Here is a 23,742-nt window from a genome sequence, read left to right on the forward strand (position 1 = left end):
CAGTTTCGATCACTCGGGTTACAGGAAACTAAAAGACCGCCCATGGGGTTCTCATGAGTTCATGCAACGTGGCAGCAATGGCATTCCTACGCACTGGTTCTCTCTTGACGGCAGCAGCGGTTCTTCTCTGCGGTAGCTTGACGGCATCGGGTATTGGCCAGACAACTTCCCGAGCAGCCACCCCGCAGCCGGTTCAGGCTAAGAGTTCGGTTCATCGGCGACCAATGTTTGGCGCGCAGCCCGCGCGCAAGATCCCGCAAGAGCGCGATCGTAGCCGCGCGATCCCGGAAGACCGCCTGACACGATATAGACCCGCCGCGGCGTTACCGCCGGTGGTGTTGCCGCTCGCAAACTTTCAAGGAAATGCGACGGCGATTATCGCCTCTGCTGCGAATGGGCTGGTGTTGGCTCGCCAGTCTGACTGCTCTATTGCTGCAGGCAATGTGCCGTACTCGGGGAACACGTCGGACCCATACGGGACGCCAGACTCAGAGACGAAGCACTATGACCAGGTTCTGCACGCCGCGGCGGGCCTAACGTCAGTTGGTGGGCAGTTCAATGGCAAGTGTGCCGATCCAACGATTGGGACCTCGTCGAGTTCCCTGCTCTACGCTGGGGTTTCTACCGGTGGCATGAGGATGGCGGCCATCGCCGTCTATAACTCGGCTGCCGACGCCAATGTCCTCGATACCTTCGTGATCAAGAGCGACGGCACGTTTGTCAGCTCACTACAGCAGCCGATACCCGCGACGAATCAGCCCTATGGGATTGTCGCGGCGGATCTGAATGGAGATGGCAATCCTGATCTTGTGGTGGTCGGTTGGATAGGGTCGACTTCGACAGCGCCTTCTCAAAGCGCGGTGACGATCCTGCTGGGCAAGGCCGACGGGACCTTCACCGTTGGGGCGACCTATGTTCTTGCCACGGGAATTCTCTCCGATAGCGCTGTGATTGATGACTTCGACGGCGATGGAAAGCTTGATATCGTGATCCCGGTGGGGGGTGTCAATCCGTATTTTGCAGGAAACCTGACCTTTCTTCCGGGTAAAGGAGACGGCACCTTTGGCACGGCGAAGACGATTGCCCTGAGTGGCGTAGAGGATGGATTGATCTCAGCCGACTTCAATGGGGATGGGAAGAAAGATCTCGTTGGGAATGGTGGAGTGGTGTTCCTTGGCAAGGGCGACGGAACTTTCACCGCGCTGCCCAGGCTGACGGCGTTCGATATCCTTAACGCGACTTCCAACGAAGGCACTCAGCTTGCAGCAGGCGATTTCAACAAGGACGGCAAGCTTGATTTCGCGGCCGGCACGGGAAACTCCATTTCCATCTTCCTGGGCAACGGCGACGGCACGTTTACGCTGGGGAATACTTACGCCAGCATCGAAAATCACGGCCATGTGATGGCGACAGACCTGGACGGAGACGGAGTTCTGGATATCTACTCCGGCAATGCTCAGGCGGGCATCTTCAGCGGCGACGACTTCACTCCTGACCAGGGCTATGCGTTGATGGGCAACGGAGGTGCAACTTTCGCAGGCGCTCCGGAGGTGCCCTATGCAAACTTCCTGAAACTTCAGGACCTGAACGGCGATGGGAAGCTAGACTTCATCGGCATCACTCCTGACACCTCGAATGTTTATAACTCCACCTACGCCACCTACTATGGCAACGGCGACGGAACGTTTCGCCAGGCGGCACCAGCTCTATCTGGAAGCAGTTTTACTTACCAGGGAACACAGTACCAAGTGATCGCGCAGGACTCGTTTACTACGGGGGACATCAATGGAGATGGCCACCCTGACCTGATCTATCTACCGCAGCAATACATCAACCAGAACCCGACGCGAAGTGGCTTCGTTACTGCAATTGCGAATGCGGATGGGAGCTTCCAGACGCCCCAGTTTTTTCCGGCTCCGGCATTTGGAACTGACGGAGCGTTTGAAGGGCTTCCCGTACTTTCAGGCTTGCAAGGATTGACGAATCAGGCAGGTAAGTTCGAGATTCTGTATGGGTTTGCGGAATCCTACCTTCCGGCGGGTGCAAGCGCGGTTACGTATGTAGCGGGTTACGCCACGCAGGTGAGTAATGGCGATGGCACCTTTGCGAGTCCGGCGCTGACCGTTCTCACTACCAGTAGCACTACGCCTGACCAACCGCTCCCGCCGTCTGCGCCCATCAACGTGGCTGACCTGAACGGCGACAAGATTCCGGACATGGTTCTTTACAACTATGCGATCTACACGAACGTCAATGGCACCCCGACGATCACGACCCCGTCCTCCCTGCAGGTGATGCTTGGCAAAGCGGATGGGACTTTTGCTGCGGCCACCAACATATCGCTCATCGCGAATCCCACACCCAACCCGATCGCGGTAGGCGACATTAATGGCGACGGAATTCCGGACATCATCACGGAGGGAGAGACGTTCTCGGGAAGCAACATTACCTACATGCTTGGCGTGGGTCTGGGCAAAGGGGATGGAACGTTTCAAGCGTTGACCCCGGTGCAGTTGGGAGGCTTTGTTCAGGATGAGTCGTTTGCCATTGGAGATTTTGACAATGATGGTGTCGTCGATCTCGCAATGGTCGGCGATGTGAGCGGGATCTTCCCCGGCAACGGAGATGGGACGTTCAAGAGCAATCCAAGCGGGTACGAGAGTGGAGGCGTTCTCCCGACGTTGACGATCGAACTTCAGGGCGGAACCTTTACGATCGCCGGGGCTTACGACGTGAACGGCGACGGCAAGACGGACCTTGTGGCAGGGAACACGATCTTCCTGCAGACAGGTGCAACGACCACGCCCCCTACGTTGAACTCGAGTTCCACCGCGCTGATGGGATCGGCCTCGTCGATCACGGTGGGCCAGACGTTGACACTGAACGCAGTAGTTACCCCTGCATCAGGAGCCGGAACGCCCACGGGCTCGGTTACGTTCAACGACGGACCAGCTTCTCTCAGTTCGGCAATGCTCGATACCTCGGGCAAAGCGGCGCTCTCGACGGCGATCCTTGCTGTGGGCAGCCACTCCATCACAGCTTCTTATGGAGGCGACGCCAGCTTTTCGTCTTCCGTCTCGGCCGCCTTCACCGTCACTGTAGCGAGCGCTCCCTCTACGCCTGCAACCTCCACGACGACGCTGACGGCATCTGCAAGTCCCGTCACGGCCGGCCAGAGCGTCACACTGACCGCAACTGTGGCGGGACCGAGCGGGAACACAGCGATCCCGACGGGTACAGTCTCGTTCCTGAACGGATCGACGAGCATCGGTTCGGGCGTGCTTGATGGAACCGGAAAGGCGACCCTCACTACAACCGTTCTTCCGTCCGGCATCGATACGATCACCGCGAGCTATGCAGGGACTGCCAGCTTCGCGGCCTCGGTGTCGAACGGTGTGGTCGTAACGGTCACGGCAGTGGCTACGCCTGACTTTGCCGTCAGCCTGTCGCCGGCAAGCGCGACCGTGGCGAATGGGAAGGCTGCAACGACCACAGTCTCAATCACTCCGTCAGGTGGATTCAATCAGGCTGTTACCTTCGCTTGCACGGGTCTTCCTTCGGGAGCGACTTGTAGCTTCTCGCCGAGTACGGTCACACCAACAGGAACTACTGCCGTAACCACCGCACTGACCATCGCGACCTCCGCAGCGAGCGCACAATTACTGCCCGTGGAGAACAGTCCGAGAGGCGGCCGAGGGATAATTTCCTGGGCGGTCGTGATGTTTGGGCTAGGAGGCCTCGCAGGTCTACGGCAGCGATTCAGCAAGTCGATCCGAGGACGGCAGACACCCTTCGTTGGAGTCGCACTCCTTACTGTTGCGACACTAATAGGCTGCGGTGGGGGCTCCAGCAAGAAGCCGACAAACAGCACAGTCACCGTGACTGCGACTTCGGGGAGTGAGGTCCACTCTGCGACGTTCTCGTTGACGGTGCAGTAGAAAGCACTTTGTAGATCCGGGATGAAACGGAGCAGTTCGCCACTAGGCGGACTGCTCCGTTTTCAGCTGGCCGATCGCTAAGGCAGATACTCCACCGAGAACTGCAAGCGGTAAGCACCGTTTGCGGAGTGCAATTCTGCGAGGTGTTCACCCTTGGAAAGCGAACCGGGCGGCACATGAAGTTCCAGGTAGGAAAGTGATTGCACCTGGATGAGAGGGAGATCAATGCGATGGATCACGGGTGAGCCGCCGCGTTGATCTCCCTGGTAGATATCAGCGGAGTAGGTTGTGCGCGGCGCGGCTGCCGGCAGTGCGATCTGGATTCGAGTCGGCTGGTTGACGTGCAGGCGGTACGTAGTGGGAGGGCCATTCTCCGGGCTGCTGGAACGGAGGCGCTTCGCTTCGAGAAGGATGGTATCTTCGGCGATAGGACTGCTCGTAACCGCTCGTGAAGTCTGACCCGCCGGGGAGACAAGTGACGGCGAAGGCATCCTGTGGTGAAGGTAGGGGAGGGCGATGAGGAGGGCAAGCGACGCTGCGATGGGTGCCCAGGACCAAACGGGAATGGATCGCCGTTTCGTGAGGCGCGTCGCAGAGTACCGCAAACCCGCAGTGATGGCTGCGTGAGCGCGGCGGGTCGGGGAGCCGTTGATCCAAGTTTCAACTGCGAGCCTCTCACCGGGTGGCAAGGTGCCGTCCAAGTATTCCTCGATGAGAGACAACTCAGCCTTATCCACCTCGTGCGAGAAGTCGTCGTCTTCGATCAAACGTCGATCGAACGACTCTCGTCCCTCAGGTGGGATTGAGTTAGTGATATATGCGAGAAGCTCACCTCGAACGATTTGGGGATCTGTTTCCAGCTTGTCTAACCTCCTGTCCTTTAGTGCTGTCTGAGCCTAAAACATCACTGCGGCGTCTCTGGATGCACTTGTCGAGTTCAGTGCGTGCGCGCATCAGGCGGTTGCGAAGAGCATTCAGTGTCAGGCCAAGCTGCTCCGATATGCGGCGATGGTGTTCAATCTTTTCCCGGCCGCTCCACTGATAGTAGGTCCGCAGCAGCAGCCTCTGGTCGTCGCGCATCTGGGCCATGCATTGATCGAGGTCGTGCAGTAGCTCTTCATCATGGCCTTTGTTTGCAAGGGTAAAGGCAGCCCACTCTGTGGCGGTCCGCTCTTCGCGGCGTTGCTTGCGCTGGTCTTCCCGCAGAACGTTGCGGGCGATGCCAAGGGCGAACGCCTGAGGCGAGCCGATGTCCCCGGGCTGGGTTGAACCGAGGCGCTCTGCAAGGCGATCGATCACTTCGTCGGCGAGCGACTCAGGATCAGACGCATTGTTAATTTGGAAGAAGCGGGCGATGCGCTTCTGCAGCGAACGATAGAGATGCGCGGCACGCTCTGAGTCCGGGTCGAGCGCTTGAAGTAACGATGTGAGGGGGAGAGACGGATGCACTAGCGCCTCACGATCTCGAAGCTGGTGCGTGCGGATACGCCATTGATGACGAAGCCAGCCCAGTCGACCACTTCCGCATGCTGCCTGAGTTGATTCAACTGGGCGAAGCGAAGCGCTTTCTCCGCGGGCATCTTCCGGACAACGAGATTACGATAGAAGTCTCGCATCAGATCTGCGGTCGCATCGTCGTCAACCTTCCAATTACTTGCGATCACCTGCTGCGCGCCGGCAAAGAAGAATGCTTGAGCGAGCGAGTTGAGTTCTTCTCCGGATATATCCGAGCCTTGCGTCGCGCAGCCACTGAGAACAACAAGAGGCGGCGCATTGAGGCGGGGGATATCGTGGAGCCAAAGAACACCTTGGGCGTTATGACGTTGATCGTGGTCGGCCGAAAGGGCGATGCCTGAGAGCTCCGGGTGCCCGGCAACAAAGAGCGTATGGGCGGCGATATGGAGAAGGCTAACATTGGGGCTAAGGGAGCGATAAAGGTTCTCGCTTGTAGCGTTCGGGCCACGAAGGCTGGTCACCTGATTTGTCGGCAGAAGCTTCGCGATGGCGTGTGCCTCGCGCTGGGAACCAGGAAGTAAGTTGATGGTCGACCAGCGAGGGAGGCTGTTCCCGCTAGCGGGCACGATGTCGCTGAGGACGACAGCGCGCTGCTGTCGTTCCGGTTGCGGCCTGGCGGCAAGGGCCAGCGCAACAGAAACCGATGGCTCGACGGAGAGCGTGTAGCGTTCGATGAGATAGCAGGTGGACCCGCCACAGCGCGTGCGCAGAGCATTCCATGGAAGCGCCTGCAGGGGACCGTCGGCAACGATATAGATTCGATGAATCGTAGGAGGAAGTGCGGGAAGTAGAAGAGAGCCTGCCCGCTGAAGTGAGGCGTCCAGCTGCTTGTTGGAGACCGCAACTCGGCCTGCGTAACTGACGGCGTCTTCTCCGGAGCGGAGCCCAGGTGCGCCCTGACGAAGTGCCTGCTGGAGCGAAGAGAGGTGGCGAAGGAGCACTTCCATAGATGGAAGCGCCTCAATCTTTGCAGAGGTCCTGGTGATGAGCCATCGATACGTGGCGTGCTCACCCGGAGAAATCGCAACCAGGGCGGCGTCCGGCTCAAGAAACTCAGATTGAATCCGCGAGATAGAGGCTGGCCGGTCAGAGTTGCGGGCAGAGAGACTTCCGTTTGCCGCTGGCCGCTCTGCCTCCAGAGCATCCTGCTCGCTGTATAGAGCCTGCAATGTCGACGCAGATTTCGAAGAGCTGGCGTCGGAGAGCAGGCGCGCTTTTTCGTTGGCAATACGATTCTCATTTGCGGCGATGCGAAGCAATAGTGCTGGTGGAGTCGCTAGGGTGTCGGAGCTATTCAGTTCCACATCTCCGAGCGCGTCCAACATGGCTCGAGCGCGGGCGCGCTCGGAAAATTGAAATGCCTTGTCTCCATATCCCTGGCCGGGATGGAGGCGATCGAGCCTGATGGCGACGTCAACGCCGAGAGCATACCAGTCGCGATGTTCAGCGAAGTAGTTCGCCGCGAGGCGGCGGCTGAAGAGCGAAGACCGCGAGTGCTCCAGAAGGGTTAGCGCTTTTTCGGTCGCATCGAGGGCCGCAGAATAGTTAGCCTGGGCCGCGTAAACCTTTGCCAGGCCGAAGTAGGCAATGGACTCCTCCTCCCGATCGCCGGATTCTTCGATGAGTTTGAGCGCCCGGTGGTAGATCTCAGCCGATTGACTTGGATCGGTGCACGCACTGAGGCAGGCCGAGGCTTCGGCAAGCTGGGACTGAATACGGAGAGATAGAGGAGTGTGCTGGTCAGACAACTTGCCTGCGGTGCGGGCGTCTGCAAGCGCTGCCGGGGCACGGCCGGCCTGAAGCAGGGTCGCGGAGCGATCAAGGAGAAGGGAGGTCTCCTCGGGGAGGAGCTTTAGCTTCCGTGAGGTCGCGATGGCTTCGTCGTACTGCTGAAGAGCGGCCGTGAGCTTGCCACGGCGTGCGACGGTTCGAGCAAGCAGCCCTCGGGCCTCGAGTGCCAGGGCACTATCGGCGGTTGTGTGGCTCAGGCAAAGCTGGAGTTGTTGCTCGGCCTCCGCCCATAGACCCAGATCCACGTAGAACCGACCCATCGCTTCCTCAATCTCGGATTGGACAAGTGGTGCATAGCGGATATCTTCCACCCATCGTTCCGCCTCGCGAAACGACTGGAAGGCTGTTTGCAAATCCCCCTGTTGACGGGAGAGATCTGCCATCTCCGTAAGATCGAAGACAACGCCAGCGGCATCCTGCGTCTGCTCTGCGTCGGTAAGAGCTTCACGGGCGGCGGAAGCTGCATCCTCGCTGCGGCCAAGTTCGGCATAGCCAGTGATGAGATTTCCCAGGACGATGCCCTGCCAATACTGATCGCCGGTTTCGCGGTAAAGCGCAAGAGCACGCTCTCCTTCGGAGATAGATTCGGGCAGCCTTCCGAGATAGTAGTCACAGGTGCTGAGTGTCTTATAAAGTAGCGCCTCGGTAGCAGCGTCATCCTTTACTTGAAGTACTACGGCACGCAGGAGCAGTTCTCGGGTTTGAACGAAGCTGCTCTTCGTGAACAAGAGGAAGCGGGCTTCCTGGGTGAGCGCCCAGCGGGAGAGCGATGAATCACCCACCACCGCCGCCTCGCCGGAGGCCAGTTCGTAGAGGGCAAGAGCGTCCGTGAGTCCGGGTGCGCCCGGCTGGTGACGGCGTGCCATCTCGGCGCGAGCAAAGGCTATGCCGGCGGCTTGAAGATGGACTCTTTGATCAGGAGTGAATTGCGGAGTAACCAACTCAATCCTGACATCAGAAGGCCGTTGATGCTCAGACGAGCTGAACTCGATGTTTGAGCGGCCAGTCTCTGGCATTTCAACCGCGTAGAAAAGACGCCCGCCGCGGCCAAGATCGAGCACGCGATTGGGCGTCTCCGGAGACCGCAGGCTGACTAGTCCGCCGCCCAACTCAATCTTAACAACTTGGATAGAGTGCGGCTCGCCCGTTATCTGAAGGACTCTGATTTCACCGGGCTGAAATTGAAGGCTCGCCGGTGTCGCGGCAGTCAGCGAAGCTTGCGTGCGCGCTGGCAGAGGCAGGCAGATTGCCCCCGTCAAAGCCAGAAACACCAGACAAATCAGCTTCCATCCCGAAAGAGGCTTCACGTTCACCGTGGTCCCGACACACCCTGCGGGATATTTTATGCCACATGATCCTCTGAGCGGGTGTTCTTGACATGTGAATTGGCTGTTCTCGCCAGTTCAGATTCGTAGCCCGATGAACCAGTAAGAGTTCCTCGCAGCGGACCAATCCCACGGGCACCGTCGACGCCCACTGTTGCTGGGCTCTGACGCGTCGCTCGCGGATGCCAATGTTCTCGGACTATCTATTGAGCTGCGACGAGGACAGCTGGGCGAAATTGAAGAGCCAGCTCTTCCATGGTGGTCGACCCGAACGCTGCTGCTGCTGTTCCGCCTGCCATGACAACCTCAACATCTGAAATACCGATGAAGGCGAGAATGCGCTTGAGATAGCCGGACTCGTAGTCGGATGCCGACGCTGGAAGGCCTTCGTCGTAGACGCCGCCAGAGGCGATGATGATGGTGCAACGCTTTCCCGTGACAAGCCCTTTGCGCTCTGGAGGTCCCGAATGCGTGACCCTCGGACGAACAATCAGGTCGATCCAGGCCTTCAGATTTGCGGGGACGGTGAAGTTGTACATAGGCGTTCCGATGAGGATGTGATCCGCTGCAAAGAGTTCCGCAACTAGCTCGTCCGAGATTTTCAGTCCGTCCTGCTGCTCAACTGATCGCTGTTCTGGTGGAAGGAAGATACCGCCGATCCAAGGCATGTCGACAAAGGGGAGTCCGCCCTCCGCTAGATCACGCAGAACGACTTTCCCGTCGTCGTGCGTCTTCTTCCACTTGGTAACGAAGTCTTGGCTGAGGATACGCGAGAGTGAGCCTGATCCGCGTGGGCTCGTTTGGATGTTAAGAAGGGTTGCCATATGATTCCTTTCAGGCCGCAGCGCGGCTTCTTTGAGATGGTCAATAAAATTGACCATCTCCCTAAGAGCTTCTCACACTGCCTTTTGATAGTCAACCCAATTTACCATTATTCAATGAGCATATCTTCGCCCAATGTCGCTAGAGGCCTGCTAACGGCAACGCGTGCCCACGCCGCCGCCGTGGTCGCGAGACTCGCCCGGCGCGGATATGTCGACTTCCCGTTTGCGTCCGCCAGCCTATTGTGGCTGCTTGACGAAGGCGGCACACGGTCGACCACCCTGGCACAGCGCGCGGGGGTGACCAAACAGGCAATGAGCCAACAGGTGAAGCAAATGGAGCGCGACGGTTATCTGGAGCAGGTTCCGGACACCCGCGACACCCGCGCCAAGGTCGTCCGAATGACGCCGCGCGGTGAGTCAGTAAAATCCGCGTGCGCTGAGGTGAGAGAAGAACTCAATAAGGCTGTTGCGAATCTCGTAGGCAAACGGAAAGCCCGCGAAATGGAAGCCCACCTGGACGCGGCGACAAAGGTGTTCGCCGATATCGCGGCCGGGTTGTAGTTCGCAGGCTGCCGCCGATCGATCAGATTGGTAAGACCCTTCTCGGAAGAACAGCTCTAGATTGATGACAAATCGCCAATGCACTCGTTGAGGCAGACGGCCTGGAAACGTGCATCGGCCTGATATGGAGTGACCGTGTCAACCTGCGTGGTCGATGGGTTTGCTTTTGTTGTTTTCGCCGTAGTTCGAGGACAGAGCCAGCGGCAGTCGGGGCAGTTCTCAGCGACGATTGATCAGTCTGATATTCGCGGGTCGGAACCGCACAACTTGATCCGTCGGGAGCTGCCTCTGACTGTTGTCGCGAGTCCGGCTGAGCCTGTCTCATAGGCCGATCGAGGATTCTCCTTCGTGCTCACCCCGTCTGCTGCTGGCTCTGTGCTCGATTTGGACGACGATGTTCATAAGCGAGATTGCTTTCGTTTCTTCTTCTCAAGCTGCTATTCGCCGCATCACAGTTGCTTCCGCCTTGGTGCCTATGGACCAGATAAACCCCGATAGTTCGCGGCCTACCGCTGTGACGATCTTCCTCTTGTCTTTACCCACGTCAGCGCATCGCGCCGGTCACTCCATAGTGCCTGTTCTCACCAACTGAGAACCCGCCTGATGGTGATCCCAGGTTTTCCGTCCTGGGAGCTATGTTCGCTATGGTCGTTGTTCGTGCTGCAGATTTAGAAGATCGGTATGTGGCACAAGGCCAGCACCCGATGGACAAAAAACCTGAAGGCATCCGCGGCTCAAGTAGAGAGTTCGCGCAGCAGCCAGGACTTAGAGAACTTCCAGTCGCGCATTACTGTCTGAGGAGAGATCCCAAGTATCTCCGCCGACTCTTCAACCGTCAATCCCCCAAAGATCCTCAACTCCACGTTACGAGCGCGTCTTGGATCGCACTCGTTCAAGCGGGAAAGCGCATCGTCGAGAGCAATCAATTCAGCGGAGCGTTTCGAAGAGGGAGATACGATCTCATCCAGGTTATCGACCGACGATCGTTGAAGAAATCCGCCGCGCTTGTCTGCTGCACGGGCACGCGCCGCGTCGACCAGAATGCGCCTCATCAACTGCGACGAGACGGAGAAGAAGTGGACCCTGTCGTTCCACTCGACATCGTTGATATCCACCATGCGGATGTAGGCTTCATGGACCAGCGCAGTTGTCTGGATAGTCTCGCCCGCACCGACACGCCTTCGATAGTAGTGGGCCAGGCGATGGAGTTCCTTGTAGACGATAGGGATCAGAAGTTCGCGTGCGGCCATATCGCCGCTAACCCACGCCTTAAGAAGCTCCGTAATGTTTTCGGACTCCGTCATCTTCCTGATTGCTCGCAATTTGTCCCCATAGTACAGTACGTGCAATATGCGGCCGGAACGTTTCGAACAGATCGCGAATCTGTATGAGCAGGCGTCCGAACTCGATCCGGTCGGACGTGAATCGTTCATCGCCCAAGCGTCGCTTGGAGACGAAGAGCTGCGTCTGGAAGTGGAGTCACTGCTGCGGCACGATGTCGGCGGAGAAAGTGTTCTCGAACGCGTGGCGGAGGGGGCTAGCCTGTTTGCCCCGCTTTCTCCTTCGTCCCTCACACGGAGTGTCCCCTCAACGATTGGCAAATATCGCATCCTCGCGCTGATCGGCGAAGGCGGTATGGGATTGGTCTATCAAGCGGAACAGAACCAGCCTCAACGGATCGTAGCCCTGAAAGTGCTGAAGACGGCGATGATGGGGCCCGAATCCTTCTGGCGATTCGAACGCGAATCCCTGGCATTAGGTCGATTGCAGCATCCGGGCATAGCGCGCATCTATGAAGCAGGAACAGCGGAGACCGATACTGGCTTCCAGCCCTACTTTGCGATGGAGTTCCTTCACGGGCGCTCGATTGTCGAGGACGCCGAATTGCGGCAACTCAACACGCGTCAGCGCTTAGAGACAGTTGCCCTGGTGGCAGATGCAGTACAGCATGCTCACCAGCGCGGCATTATTCATCGCGATCTCAAGCCGAGCAATATCCTGGTCGATGAGACCGGTCAGCCCAAGATTCTCGACTTTGGCGTTGCGCTGCTGACCGATACCGATATCCAGAGTTCACGCCAGACCAACCTTGGAGAACTGGTGGGAACTCTGACTTATATGAGTCCCGAACAAGTGCAGGGCGACTCTCTCGAAGTGGACGCTCGCAGCGACATCTATGCCCTGGGCGTGATTCTCTACGAATTGCTCGCGGGAAAGTTGCCCTACAAGGTGACCCGCAATCTCTACGAAGCGGCCCGGGTCATCCGCGAGGAAAAGCCCGTGCTCCTGGGAAGTTTGAGCCGGGCCTATCGAGGGGATCTGGAGACGATCGTAGCCAAGGCGCTCGAAAAAGACAGAACACGCCGTTACAGCTCAGCGGCTGAGTTGGCCATGGACCTGCGCCGATATCTCAATGTCGAGCCAATCCTGGCACGGCCGCCCAGCATTGCCTATCAATTGCGCAAGTTCGCAGCGAAGCACAAGGCGGCCAGCGCGTCTGCGACCGCCGTTGTCGTGCTAGTGCTGATCGGCATCGTCGCTATCGCCAGCCAATCGATTCGCGCCAGCCGTGCGGAACGGGTCGCCTTGATTGCGCGGGACCAGGCCAATGATGCGGAGAAGCGAGCCGCAATGGAACGGGACCGCGCAGTGATCGCAGAGCGGGTTGCAAAGGCTGGCGAGGAACGCGCATTGAGCGAGAAAGGCAGAGCCAATACAGAAGCTGCAATCGCCGCAGCAGTGAGCGACTTCCTGCAAAATGATCTGCTCTCGCAGGCAGGTGCCAGCGCGCAATCGGGGAGCAACAAGCCCGATCCTGATCTCAAAGTGCGCGTTGCGCTTGATCGGGCGGCTGCTCGTATCCCGGACCGATTTGGCTCGCAACCGGAAGTGGAAGCATCTGTCCGGCAGACCATCGGCGCGGCCTACCAGGATCTGGGACTCTATCCGCAAGCCGAGAGTCAATTGAGCAGGGCCTTGCAAATTCGGCGAAAAGTGTTGCCGCCTGGAGACCCGGCGACCCTGCAGACGCTCGAAAGCATGGCAAACCTGGAGGTCTCCGTAGGCAAGTATGCGCAGGCAGAAACACTCTTCAATGCAGTCCTGGCGCAAGACCGCCGAAGCACAAAGGATCCACGCCTCGGGATGAAAGCGATGACCGGGCTGGCCATGGTCTCGGCGAGCCAGGGAGACTACGCGCGATCGTCGGCACAGCTCGAACGTGCGCTGAAATCGGAGACCGGCGCTTTGGGAGCGCAGGATCCTGCCGTGCTCTCCGCCATGAGCGAACTCGCGGACCAATATACGAACCAGGGCAAGTTCGCGGAGAGCGTTGCCATGCAGGTCCGTGTTCTCGAGATCCGGAAGAAGACACTCGGGCTAGAACATCCTGAAACGCTGGCAAGCATGGATGGGCTGGCATTCGTCTATCGCGAGCAGGGAGATTTTCCACGGGCCGAGTCGCTTTTTCTCCAAATCCTGGAGATTGAGCGACGTGTGCTTGGGCCTGCGCATCCGGATACGCTGCTTACGATGAAGAATCTGGGACGGCTTTACTATGCGCAGCACAAGTATCTCCACGCGGAGCCGCTGCTTGCAGAATCCTACGAGGGAAGGCTGCGCGTGCTGGGAGAAGACCATCCTGACACTTTGCAGAGCATGAGCAATCTCGCAGCACTCTACTGGAAGGAAGGCAAGTACGACCAGGCGGAGCCGCTGTTCATCAAAGCTCTCGCGGGGGAGCGGCGTATTCTCGGTCCTATTCATCCGGCAACGATCGGGGAACTTATGTCGCTCGGAGGGATGGATCTGGAGCGGCATGACTTTGCCAAAGCAGAGCCGCTGCTGCGGGAAGCGGTGAAGGGACAACAGAACGCCAAACGGCCCTGGGTGCGGGAGTACGCACGCGGCATGCTGGGCGCTTCTCTGGCGGGCTTGCGTCAGTTCCCGGAGGCCGAGCCCTTGCTTCTATCGAGCCATAAGGCGCTGCTCGACTCGATTGAGGCCATTCCGTTCGAGAACCGATCTGTTCTGGATAAGAGCCGCGTCTGGATCGTCGACATGTACGATTCGTGGGGCAAGCCGGTAGAAGCCGCAGCCTGGCGTGACGCCGCTGTCAGAAAGTAAACCCGGAGAGCCATTGGCTTCCATCAGCCCTTCGCAAACTCAGAGGTATAAAAAATTTCATCTGCATGGTAGTTTTCTTCGCGCGTTTGCGGTTACCAGGATGAGAGCTGAATCAGGCGATGGCCAATCCATCGCCCCGATCGAAGCCCTCAATCCTGGTAGCGGAGTTCCGCATGTCGAATCCACCCCGGCAATTGCTGCTGTGCTTCTTGTCGCGCTTCGGTCTTCTCTATCTTCTTGCTGCGACTATTTACTCAACAACCATCTACGCTCAGCAGATTGCTACACCTGCGACTTCGGATATCCGTCCCCAGCGGGAAGCAGCAGCGGCAACCGTGACCTCAACACCCGTCACCACTGGCGGCGGCACGACTGGTCTCGTGCCGGTCTTTACTGGCGCGTCGACAGTCGGCAATTCGATCATCCGTGCGAATTCCACTAGCGTCGGAATCGGCGTCGCCCCTAGCAGCTATGGAGTTCTCGACGTCGGAGGGCCGGCCATCTTTCGCGGCTCCCTTGGTCTTGCGCGAACCGGCAATGCCAGTCCGTCCACCGGCACGAACTCCGTCCCGCTGCTCTTCGGATTTCAGTACTACAACAGCGCCGCCAAGTTCGTGTACAACCCGTACTTCTCGCTCCAGGCGGAGGCTACGGGGAACAACACCGCGAACCCTGCCGGTACGATGAGTCTGCTGTACTACAACGGCATCGGCGGCAAACCCGCCGAGACCGGCTTCTACTTCAACACCAACGGCACCATTCACTTTGCCCCTTCCCAGACATTCCCCATTGACGCCGGACCGTCTGGCCCGCAGGGCCCCGCAGGCGCAACAGGGCCAGCCGGTTCTCAAGGTCCGGCGGGGGCGTTGTCGTTGCCCTATCAGGGCAGTGCCGATGGTCAGGGTTACTACGTCTTCACCATCTTGAATACCGCTACCGACGGCAGCGGAGGGATCTACGCCCGGGGCGCTCAAAGTTCGGGCGGTTCCGCTGATGGTGGCGTTGGCGTGAAGGGTCTCGGAGGCGGCAATGGCAGCGGAGTGGGTTCCTCGGGCGGCGATGGTGTTGGGGGGATGGGTTCCGCGAGTTTTACAGCCGGAACCTACGGAGGAAATGGTGGGACCTTCAGGGGTGGCCAGGGAGCCGGGGCCGGAGGCGACGGTGTGTTGGCGATTGGCGCCGACTCAGTGGGCGGCAACGCTGCGGGCGGAAACGGAATTGACGCTTATGCGGGTGCCGGTGCCGTATACGCGGGCGCATTCCACGGGAACGTAGACGTCTCCGGAAATCTCTCCAAAGCTGGCGGTTCATTCAGGATCGACCATCCGCTCGACCCCGAAAACAAATACCTCTCGCACTCCTTCGTCGAGTCGCCGGACATGAAGAACATCTATGACGGCAACGCAATCACCGACAGCAGCGGCCGCGCCACGGTCGAGCTTCCCGACTGGTTCGAGGCACTCAATCGAGACTTCCGCTATCAGCTCACCACAATTGGAAGGCCTGCAAAGGTCTGGATCGCGGCGAAGGTCTCGAACAACCGCTTCATCATCCAGACCGACGAGCCCGGAGTAGAAGTCTCCTGGCAGGTCACCGGTATCCGCCAGGATGCATGGGCAAAGGCGCACCGCATCCCGGTTGTAGAGGATAAGGCCATCCCGGACAAAGGCAAGTTCCTCCATCCTGAGCTCTTCGGTCATCCGGAAGAGGACACCGTCATGCAGGGTTCCAATCCCCGCCGTCACCGGTAATGCGAAAGCACGGGCATTAAAGACTCAGGAAGCCAGCGAACACCAAAAGGCGGATATCTTCCAATGCGGATTTTACGGTCACTCTCTCTTCTTTGTATCTGCGCTGTCACAGCAGTTTCTGGCACATTTGTGAACGCGCAGACCCTTACGGTTCAACCAGCCGTCTCCATCAGCGATGTCAATAACAGCCTGCCCGTCGCGATAGCTGTGGCCGGGCCAAACATTGCAACCGGAACTGTCACGCTGATCGGCGGCGGTTACAACTCTGGCGCTCAGACCCTGGATCATAACGCAGAGTACCTGTTCACCATTCCGCCCAACAGCCTCAGCGTTGGGACGGACACGCTGACCGTGAGCTACAGCGGCGACACGAACTATGCCCCGTTCTCGAAATCAGTAACCATCAAGGTAGCGGCGTCTGTTCCGCTCAGGGTGAGTGTGATCGGCCCCGTCGCAACCCAGGTCGCGGCAGGCACCGGACACACCTGCGTATTGACCGCCGCATCGATCACGACCCCTGAAACCATTCAATGCTGGGGCAGCAACAGTCACGGACAACTCGGCAACGGCACCACCACCGATACCACCTTGCCCGTGCAGGTCGACACCAGCTTCTATCAGACGATCAACCCCACTGACGTGCCAGTCGTAGCCCTTGCCGTAGGCGATAACCACACCTGCGCGCTGCGTCCCAGCACGTCGAGCTACGGCGTAGACCCGATCTGCTGGGGTGCCAATGCCAGCGGCCAGCTTGGCAATGGAAGTAATGCGGATAGCTCGACACCGGTACTGGTTCCGATCAACGACTTCACCGTCAAGGCTGCGGCCATCGCCGCAGGCTCCGCTCACACCTGCGTCCTGCTGGATGACGGCAGCGCACAATGCTGGGGCGATAACTCTCACGGCCAACTCGGCGACGGCACGGTCGCGAACAGCACTTCGCCCGTTACAGTCAGCGGCCTTAGCAACGCGATCGCGATCGCTGCGGGCGGCAACCACACCTGCGCTCTGCTCACGAACGACACGGTGGTGTGCTGGGGCGAAAACGGCAACGGCCAACTCGGCAACAGCTCCATCAAAGACAGCTCCACGCCGGTTGCGGTCGCCGGCCTTGGAGGCAGCGCTACGCTGCTTGCCCTGGGCGGCACTCACTCCTGCGCTCTACTCACGGACGGAACCTTGAAGTGCTGGGGCGGCAACGCCCACGGTCAACTCGGCAATAGCTCGATAACGGACAGCTCCACGCCAGTCGCTGTCAGTGGAGTGGTGGGTGCAACAACGGTGGCTGCCGGCGGCCTTCATACCTGCGCCGTTGTAGCAGCCGGGGGCGGAACGGTTCAGTGCTGGGGCAGCAATGCCGACGGCCAGTTGGGCGACAACACCATTACCGATCGGACTGTGCCAGTCCACACCGGCACTCTCAGCAATGTGACAGCACTTACTCTGGGTGGCTCGCATACCTGCGCCCAAAATGCGGTCGGAGTCCTTTCCTGCTGGGGCGATAACGCGACCGGCCAGCTCGGCAACGCAACCAAACAGGCGGGAGGCGTCCTTTCACCGCTGCCCGTCAACGGCATGGGAGGCATTGCAGCAACGGTGTCAACCGGAGGGTTACAGGCCTGCTCCATAACAGCGGGTGGGACAGCAAACCTGGGTTCGGGCGGAACCTTGAAGACCAATGGAGCTCCGTTCTGCTGGGGGCAGAATGGTGGCGATCTTGGCAACGGGTCAACCCAGCCCAGTTCCACGCCAGTCGAGGTTCTAGGTCTCGGTGACACGGTCAAGACCCTCTACATAGGCGGTCTAACCTCCTGCGCGATTTTGATTGATGGAAGCGTAGATTGCTGGGGCGGCGACGTCAACACCGTCAAGAGTTTGACGCCAGTCAAGATCACCGGTTTCAGCGGCACCGTACTGCAGCTTTCGATATCCCCCTACGCTATCTGCGCATTGATCAGCAATGGAACGGTACAGTGCTGGGGCAACAACTATTATGGAGAGCTCGGCGATGGCACCATCAACAACAGCGCAACTCCGGTCACCGTCGTCGGCGTCAGCGGCGCGACCGCAATCTCCGGGAGACAGTACCCCACCTGCGCGCTGATCTCGGGCGGAACCGTAGAATGCTGGGGCGACGGCGCCTCCGGGCTTACCTCCGCCGGTGTCAGCGGCGTGACGGCGGTCTCTGCGGGCCAGGATTTCAATTGCGTGCTTCTCGCCGACAAGACTGTCGAATGCTGGGGCTTGAACACCTTCGGCCAGCTCGGCAACGGCACAACCTCTTCCAATCCCACGGGGGTCGGTCCGGTCGTCGGCCTCTCAGGAGTGGCCCAGCTCTCCGCCGGCGCCGAGCATACATGCGCGCTGCTCTCGGACACTACGGTCAAGTGCTGGGGATACAACAATGAGGGAGAGCTGGGCAACGGCACGACCACTATTAGTTCGACCCCGGTCAAGGTCGTCGGTCTCACCGGCGTGAACTTCATCTCCTCGGGCGACGGAACGACCCTGGCGCTGGTCTCCGATGGAACGCTGCAAGGCTGGGGTAGCAACGATGCTCAACAACTCGGCGACAGCACCGGAATGAGTTCAACAAATCTTGAGTTGAATCAGTACGTCCTCCCGGTCCCCGTTTTCGAGGGCCAGTCCATCAGCTTTAATCCGCCTCCATCCGAGGCGGTGGGCAGCAAAACCGACCTCGTTCCCCTCACGACCGGAAGCAGCGACCTGAGCGCAACCTTCGACGCCTGGACGATCGCAAATTGCGAGATCGACTACAACGCCAGCGGCACCGCGCTTACTGTGCTCAATTCCAAACAACCGCTGCTATGCGGTGTGCGCGCATCACAATCTGGAGGCTACAACCTGTATGGCGGATCGCTTGCGCCCGCAGCATCGCAACAGCATTCGGTCGCAGTGGGAGCATCCTTCCTTGCGCCCCTCGCAGCTCTAAGCCCAACCAGCCTCGCGTTCGGGAGCATTGCAGTCGGCGATACCAGCCCGGCGCAGACCCTCACCTTATCGAACTCCGGCAGCGCGTCTCTGAGCATCACCGGCATTAGCATCACCGGACTCAATGCCAGCCAGTTCAAAGAGACCACCACCTGTACCTCGACGTTGGCAGCCGGAGCGAACTGCACGATCTCATTGACCTTTACGCCTACCACTCCAGCGAGCGCCGTCGCGACTGTCGCCGTGGCAGATAACGCCGCCGGATCGCCGCAAACAGCCTCTCTAAGCGGTACCGGCACAGCGCCAGCCGCACCGAAGGCGGCACTCACGCCTGCTAGTGTGACCTTCGGCAGTATCACTGTCGGGTCATTCAGTGCGGCGCAGACCTTCACCTTAACCAATGCCGGCACCGCCACGCTCCCGATCACCTCAACAGGCATCAGCGGCTCCGGCGCGGCTGCCTTCAAGATCGCATCGAACACCTGCGGCGCATCGCTCGCTGCCGGTGCCAACTGCAACATCACAGTGACCTTCAAGCCGTCGGCTGCGGGCGCTGCCTCTGCCACTCTCTCCGTCAACGACAGCGTTGGCGCACAGAGCGCCAACCTTACCGGGACCGGCGTTGCACTCCCTCCGGCACTAGCCGTTGCACCTTCACCGCTGAACTTTGGCACCGTAAACGTCGGGGGTACGAAGGGGCAAAGTGTAGAGATAGTCAACCTCTCGAGCACCCCAGTATCGGTTCAAACGATCAGCTCCTCCGATCCGGCGGTCGACGTTTCGTTGCTCTCCACATCCTGCAGCGGCAAGCCTCTTGCGGTCGGGATGCATTGCCTCGCGAATGTCCGCTTCACGCCAACGGCTGCAAAGAGCTACAGCGCCACGATCACGTTGGGGGGAATTGTCGCGACGGGATGCGGCGGCTGCACGATTGCCTACCCGAACCAGACCCTCGCCGCGATTGGAACCGGCGTCGTAGCGCCACCGGCACTCGCCCTTTCCGCTTCCCCGATCAACTTCGGCAATGTAATCGTCGGAGGCACGAAGGGGCAAAGTGTCGAGATAGTCAACCTATCGAGCACTCCGGTTACGATTAAGACGATCAGCTCGTCCGATCCAGCCATCGATGTTTCGTTGCTCTCCACATCCTGCAGCGGCAAGCCTCTTGCGGTCGGGATGCATTGCCTCGCGAATGTCCGCTTCACGCCAACGGCTGCAAAGAGCTACAGCGCCACGATCACGTTTGGAGGAATCGTTGCGACAGGATGCGGCGGGTGCACGATTGCCTATCCCAACCAGACTATCGCTGTGACAGGAACCGGTGTCATGGCCCCTCCGGCGCTCGCCTTTGCGCCTTCACCTGTCAGCTTCGGCACGGTAATAGTGGGGGGCACGAAGGTGCAGAGTGTAGATATGGTCAACCTATCGAGCACCCCGATATTGATTGGCACCATCAGCTCATCTGACCCGGCCATCGATGTTTCCTTGCTCTCCTCATCCTGCACCGGCAAACCTCTTGCGACCGGAGTTCATTGCGACGCGGTCCTCCGCTTCAAGCCTACGGCTGTAAAGAGCTACAGTGCCACCATCACGCTGGGGGGAATCGTCGCGACGGGTTGCGGGGGGTGCGTGATCGCCTACCCCAACCAGGCCATCACCATCACCGGGACCGGCGTCGTAGCGCCGCCGGCACTCACCCTTTCCGCTTCACCGATCAACTTCGGCAGCATAATCATCGGGGCTACGGGGGCGAAAGAGGTAGAGATAGTCAACCTATCGAGCACGCCAGTTTCGATTGAGACGATCAGTTCGTCCGATCCAGCCATCGATGTTTCGTTGCTCTCAACATCCTGCAGCGGCAAGCTTCTTGCGGTCGGGATGCATTGCCTCGCGAATGTCCGATTCACACCAACGGCTGTAAAGAGCTACAGTGGCACGATCACGCTTGGGGGAATCGTTGCGACGGGCTGCGGCGGGTGCTCGATTGCCTTCCCTAACCAGACCCTCGCTGCGATCGGAACCGGCGCTGCGTCGCCACCGGCACTCGACGTAACACCTTCGATTAGCTTCGGCAGCGTAATCATCGGAGGCACGGGGACGAAAGGGGTAGAGATAGTCAATATCTCGAGCACGCCAGTTTCGATCAAGACGATCAGCTCCTCCGATCCGGCGATCGACGTTTCGTTGCTCTCCACATCCTGTAGCGGCAAGCCTCTTGCGGTCGGAATGCATTGCCTCGCGAATGTCCGCTTCACACCAACGGCTGCAAAGAACTATAGTGCCACGATCACGCTTGGGGGAATCGTTGCGACGGGCTGCGGCGGGTGCTCGATTGCCTTCCCTAACCAGACCATCGCCGCCACTGGAGTTGGCGTCGCGCCAACTCCTGCACTCGCGATAACGCCTTCACCGGTCAACTTCGGCGGCGAGGTTTTAGGACAGACGGCGACGTTCCTCATAAGTCTGGCCAACGTCACCGAGACCGGGGTGCTGCCGAAGACGATCACCTCGTCCGATCCGGCGTTCAACCCGAACGTGGCCACCTACTGCAGCACCACCCCCATCCCGGCGAAGACCGTTTGTGGCCTGGAGATTTCCTTCGCACCAACGGTGGCAAAAAGCTACAGCGCCACCATCACGTTGAAGAACATCAGCGCGACAGATTGCGGCGGATGTACAACCGTCTATCCTGATCAGACCTTCACCGTGACCGGAACAGGAACTGCCCCACCTACTTCAATCATCGTCACGCCGTCACCGGTCAACTTCGGCGGCGAGGTTTTAGGACAGACGACGACGTTCCTCATAAGTCTGGCTAACGTCACCGAGACCGGCGTGCTGCCGAAGACGATCACCTCGTCCGATCCGGCGTTCAACCCTAACGTATCTACCTACTGCAGCACCAACCCCATCCCGGCGAAGACCGTTTGTGGCCTGGAGATCTCCTTCGCACCAACAGTGGCAAAAAGCTACAGCGCCACCATCAGGTTGAAGAACATCATCGCGACAGATTGCGGCGGATGCACGACCGTCTATCCTGATCAGACCTTCACCGTGACCGGAACGGGCGTTGCGCCGACGCCGGCACTGACGATCACGCCTTCGCCGCTCAACTTCGGCAACGTACTTGCAGGACAGACGACGTCGATCGAGATCAGTCTAGCCAATGTCACCGAGACCGGCGTGTTGGCGCAGACGATCGTCTCATCCGATCCGGCGTTCAACACCAGTCTCTCTCCTTACTGCACTACCAGCCCTATCCCATTCAAATCCAGCTGCGGCCTGATCGTCTCCTTCACACCGACTTCCGCAAAGAGCTATAGTGCCACGCTCATGCTGAAGAACATCATCGCCACAGCCTGCGGCGGATGCACAACCACCTACCCCAACCAGACCCTCGCCGTGACGGGAACGGGCTTTTTGCCAGATCCACCTGCTTTCAGCCCGTCAGGAGGAACCTTTGCATCGAAGCAGAGCGTGACGCTGGGTGATGCGACTTTTGGTTCGACCATCTATTTCACCGTAGACGGTTCAACACCGACCGTAAGCTCGCCGGTCTACTCGTCGCCGATTCAGGTCAGCAGTACAGCGACGATCCGTGCGATTGCCGTCTTAGGCGGCGTATCAAGCACCGTGTCGAGCGCCTCGTACACCATCAATCCAGCTGGCTGCCAGACCGTCAACTACTCCAGCGGCTTCTCCGCATCGGGACTGTCGCTGAATGGAGGAGCCGCTATAAACGGCACAGCTCTCGAACTCACCGACGGAGGTCTGTCCGAGGCCCGCAGCGCCTTCTTCTCGACCGCCCTGCCCACCACCAGCTACGCCACTGACTTTACCTTCCAGATAACCGACCCCTTGGCCGATGGCATGACCTTCACCATTCAATCCAACAACCCCAACGTAGTAGGGTATGGGGGCGGCGGTCTCGGATATGCCGGAATCCCGAACAGCGTGGCGATCAAAGTAGACCTGCACAACAATGCGGGAGAGGGCACGGACTCGACGGGAACTTACATCGATGGCGCGTACCCAAGCATACCGGCGATCAACCTTGGCCCGGCCGGGATCGACCTGCACAGCGGCCACATCTTCGCAGTGCATCTTGCCTATGCGAGCGGGCTTACCAAGGCAACGATCAAGGACACCGTGACGGGCGTCTCAGCGACCATGAACTTCCCCGGCGACATCACCACGGTCGTCGGTAACAGCGCCTGGTTCGGCTTCACCGCCGGAACCGGAGGCAAGAGCGCGACCCAGAAGATCCTCACCTGGTCGTACAGCGGAGGACCGGGTTGCCCCACGAAGTAAAGATGCCTGCCTCCCCGGTCACCCCATTCTTGGCCTGGAAAGGTTGGGGCATGTAGTTGATTCGGATGTTGAGCTACTGTGTCAGGCGCGAATCTGACGTTGATCTGATCCGGCGTCGCTAGCTGCTATTCCGGATTCGAGAAATCGCCAATGTACTTGTTCCAGCAAGATGAGAAAAGTGCATTGGCCTGTTCTCGTTAATCTATATTTGCCAGCGCTGATCGGTGAAGATCTGAACCTGAACGAGAGACGGCGCGGCGCTCAATTTGTGTGACGAATGAAGGTGAGTGACACAGCACCGTACGTCGGTGGGCAACTGGGAAGTCTGCCTCGAGCCGTTAGACTGGCTGATCAAGATCTAACCATTCAGAGCTTTAGGACTTCGGGGGACTTACAATTCGCTCGCTGAATACATCGATGCATCGGATACGGATCGGTCAATGAGACACGGGCGAAAGCTCCGTATGCCCTGTGATGTGAATAGCGTCTCGGTAACTCCGTTAGACATAGGGGCAATATAACGCCATTACTCCAATTGAAATTGCAATTCCTGCTAGGCCACTCCTCAGTCCTCACGACCGAGCGATACCTAGGCTGCAAGCAGAACCTGGAAGGACCCGCGAACGACCGCTTCGGCTGCCTATTCTCA

10 protein-coding genes are annotated in these 23,742 nt (G+C 59.0%); 5 read left to right on the forward strand and 5 right to left on the reverse strand.

Features of this window, described 5'->3' with window-relative positions:
- Positions 1–77: 77 nt before the first annotated feature.
- Entirely contained in the window at positions 78–3,938 is a 3,861-nt protein-coding gene (locus HDF16_RS18580; protein ID WP_184219983.1) for an FG-GAP-like repeat-containing protein, read from the forward strand.
- Between the two features lie 77 nt (positions 3,939–4,015).
- Here HDF16_RS18580 and HDF16_RS18585 read toward each other — a convergent pair whose 3' ends face one another.
- The 4 genes from HDF16_RS18585 to HDF16_RS18600 form a co-directional block, all read right to left on the reverse strand.
- Positions 4,016–4,705, reverse strand: a complete 690-nt coding sequence (locus tag HDF16_RS18585; RefSeq protein WP_184219986.1) for a hypothetical protein — start codon at positions 4,703–4,705, stop codon at positions 4,016–4,018.
- A gap of 61 nt (positions 4,706–4,766) precedes the next feature.
- A complete protein-coding gene (locus HDF16_RS18590; protein WP_184219990.1) occupies positions 4,767–5,387 on the reverse strand; it encodes an RNA polymerase sigma factor in 621 nt (206 codons plus the stop codon).
- Complete coding sequence (locus tag HDF16_RS18595; protein WP_221312888.1) at positions 5,387–8,557, reverse strand: CHAT domain-containing tetratricopeptide repeat protein; 3,171 nt, start codon at positions 8,555–8,557, stop codon at positions 5,387–5,389. Before HDF16_RS18595 ends, HDF16_RS18590 begins: the two co-directional genes overlap by 1 nt.
- A gap of 215 nt (positions 8,558–8,772) precedes the next feature.
- Positions 8,773–9,393, reverse strand: coding sequence for an FMN-dependent NADH-azoreductase (locus tag HDF16_RS18600; RefSeq protein ID WP_184219995.1), 621 nt, complete (start codon positions 9,391–9,393; stop codon positions 8,773–8,775).
- A 114-nt stretch (positions 9,394–9,507) separates the two neighbouring features.
- On the opposite strand from HDF16_RS18600, the gene HDF16_RS18605 reads away from it, so the two are divergent.
- Entirely contained in the window at positions 9,508–9,954 is a 447-nt protein-coding gene (locus HDF16_RS18605; RefSeq protein WP_184219998.1) for a MarR family winged helix-turn-helix transcriptional regulator, read from the forward strand.
- Positions 9,955–10,688: 734 nt separating this feature from the next.
- Here the strand turns inward: HDF16_RS18605 and HDF16_RS18610 are convergent.
- Positions 10,689–11,258 carry a sigma-70 family RNA polymerase sigma factor gene (locus HDF16_RS18610; protein ID WP_184220001.1) on the reverse strand — a complete coding sequence of 190 codons (570 nt, stop codon included), beginning with the start codon at positions 11,256–11,258 and terminating at the stop codon, positions 10,689–10,691.
- A gap of 46 nt (positions 11,259–11,304) precedes the next feature.
- Here HDF16_RS18610 and HDF16_RS18615 point away from each other — a divergent pair, with 46 nt between their 5' ends.
- The 3 genes from HDF16_RS18615 to HDF16_RS18625 all read left to right on the forward strand — a co-directional run bounded on the left by HDF16_RS18615 (position 11,305) and on the right by HDF16_RS18625 (position 23,093).
- Positions 11,305–14,079, forward strand: coding sequence for a serine/threonine-protein kinase (locus HDF16_RS18615; RefSeq protein WP_184220004.1), 2,775 nt, complete (start codon positions 11,305–11,307; stop codon positions 14,077–14,079).
- Positions 14,080–14,252: 173 nt separating this feature from the next.
- Positions 14,253–15,830, forward strand: coding sequence for a collagen-like protein (locus tag HDF16_RS18620; protein WP_184220007.1), 1,578 nt, complete (start codon positions 14,253–14,255; stop codon positions 15,828–15,830).
- A 129-nt stretch (positions 15,831–15,959) separates the two neighbouring features.
- A complete protein-coding gene (locus HDF16_RS18625) occupies positions 15,960–23,093 on the forward strand; it encodes a choice-of-anchor D domain-containing protein (protein ID WP_221312889.1) in 7,134 nt (2,377 codons plus the stop codon).
- The last annotated feature ends 649 nt before the right edge of the window (positions 23,094–23,742 follow it).

This window comes from Granulicella aggregans, from assembly GCF_014203275.1.
GTDB lineage: Bacteria > Acidobacteriota > Terriglobia > Terriglobales > Acidobacteriaceae > Edaphobacter.

What these genes read in the sequence shown, in the direction of transcription:
- HDF16_RS18580 (WP_184219983.1), top strand. Translation starts at nt 78, where the DNA reads ATGGCATTCCTACGCACTGGTTCTCTCTTGACGGCAGCAGCGGTTCTT.
- HDF16_RS18615 (WP_184220004.1), top strand. Translation starts at nt 11,305, where the DNA reads ATGCGGCCGGAACGTTTCGAACAGATCGCGAATCTGTATGAGCAGGCG.
- HDF16_RS18610 (WP_184220001.1), bottom strand. Translation starts at nt 11,258, where the DNA reads ATGACGGAGTCCGAAAACATTACGGAGCTTCTTAAGGCGTGGGTTAGC.
- HDF16_RS18620 (WP_184220007.1), top strand. Translation starts at nt 14,253, where the DNA reads ATGTCGAATCCACCCCGGCAATTGCTGCTGTGCTTCTTGTCGCGCTTC.
- HDF16_RS18600 (WP_184219995.1), bottom strand. Translation starts at nt 9,393, where the DNA reads ATGGCAACCCTTCTTAACATCCAAACGAGCCCACGCGGATCAGGCTCA.
- HDF16_RS18605 (WP_184219998.1), top strand. Translation starts at nt 9,508, where the DNA reads ATGAGCATATCTTCGCCCAATGTCGCTAGAGGCCTGCTAACGGCAACG.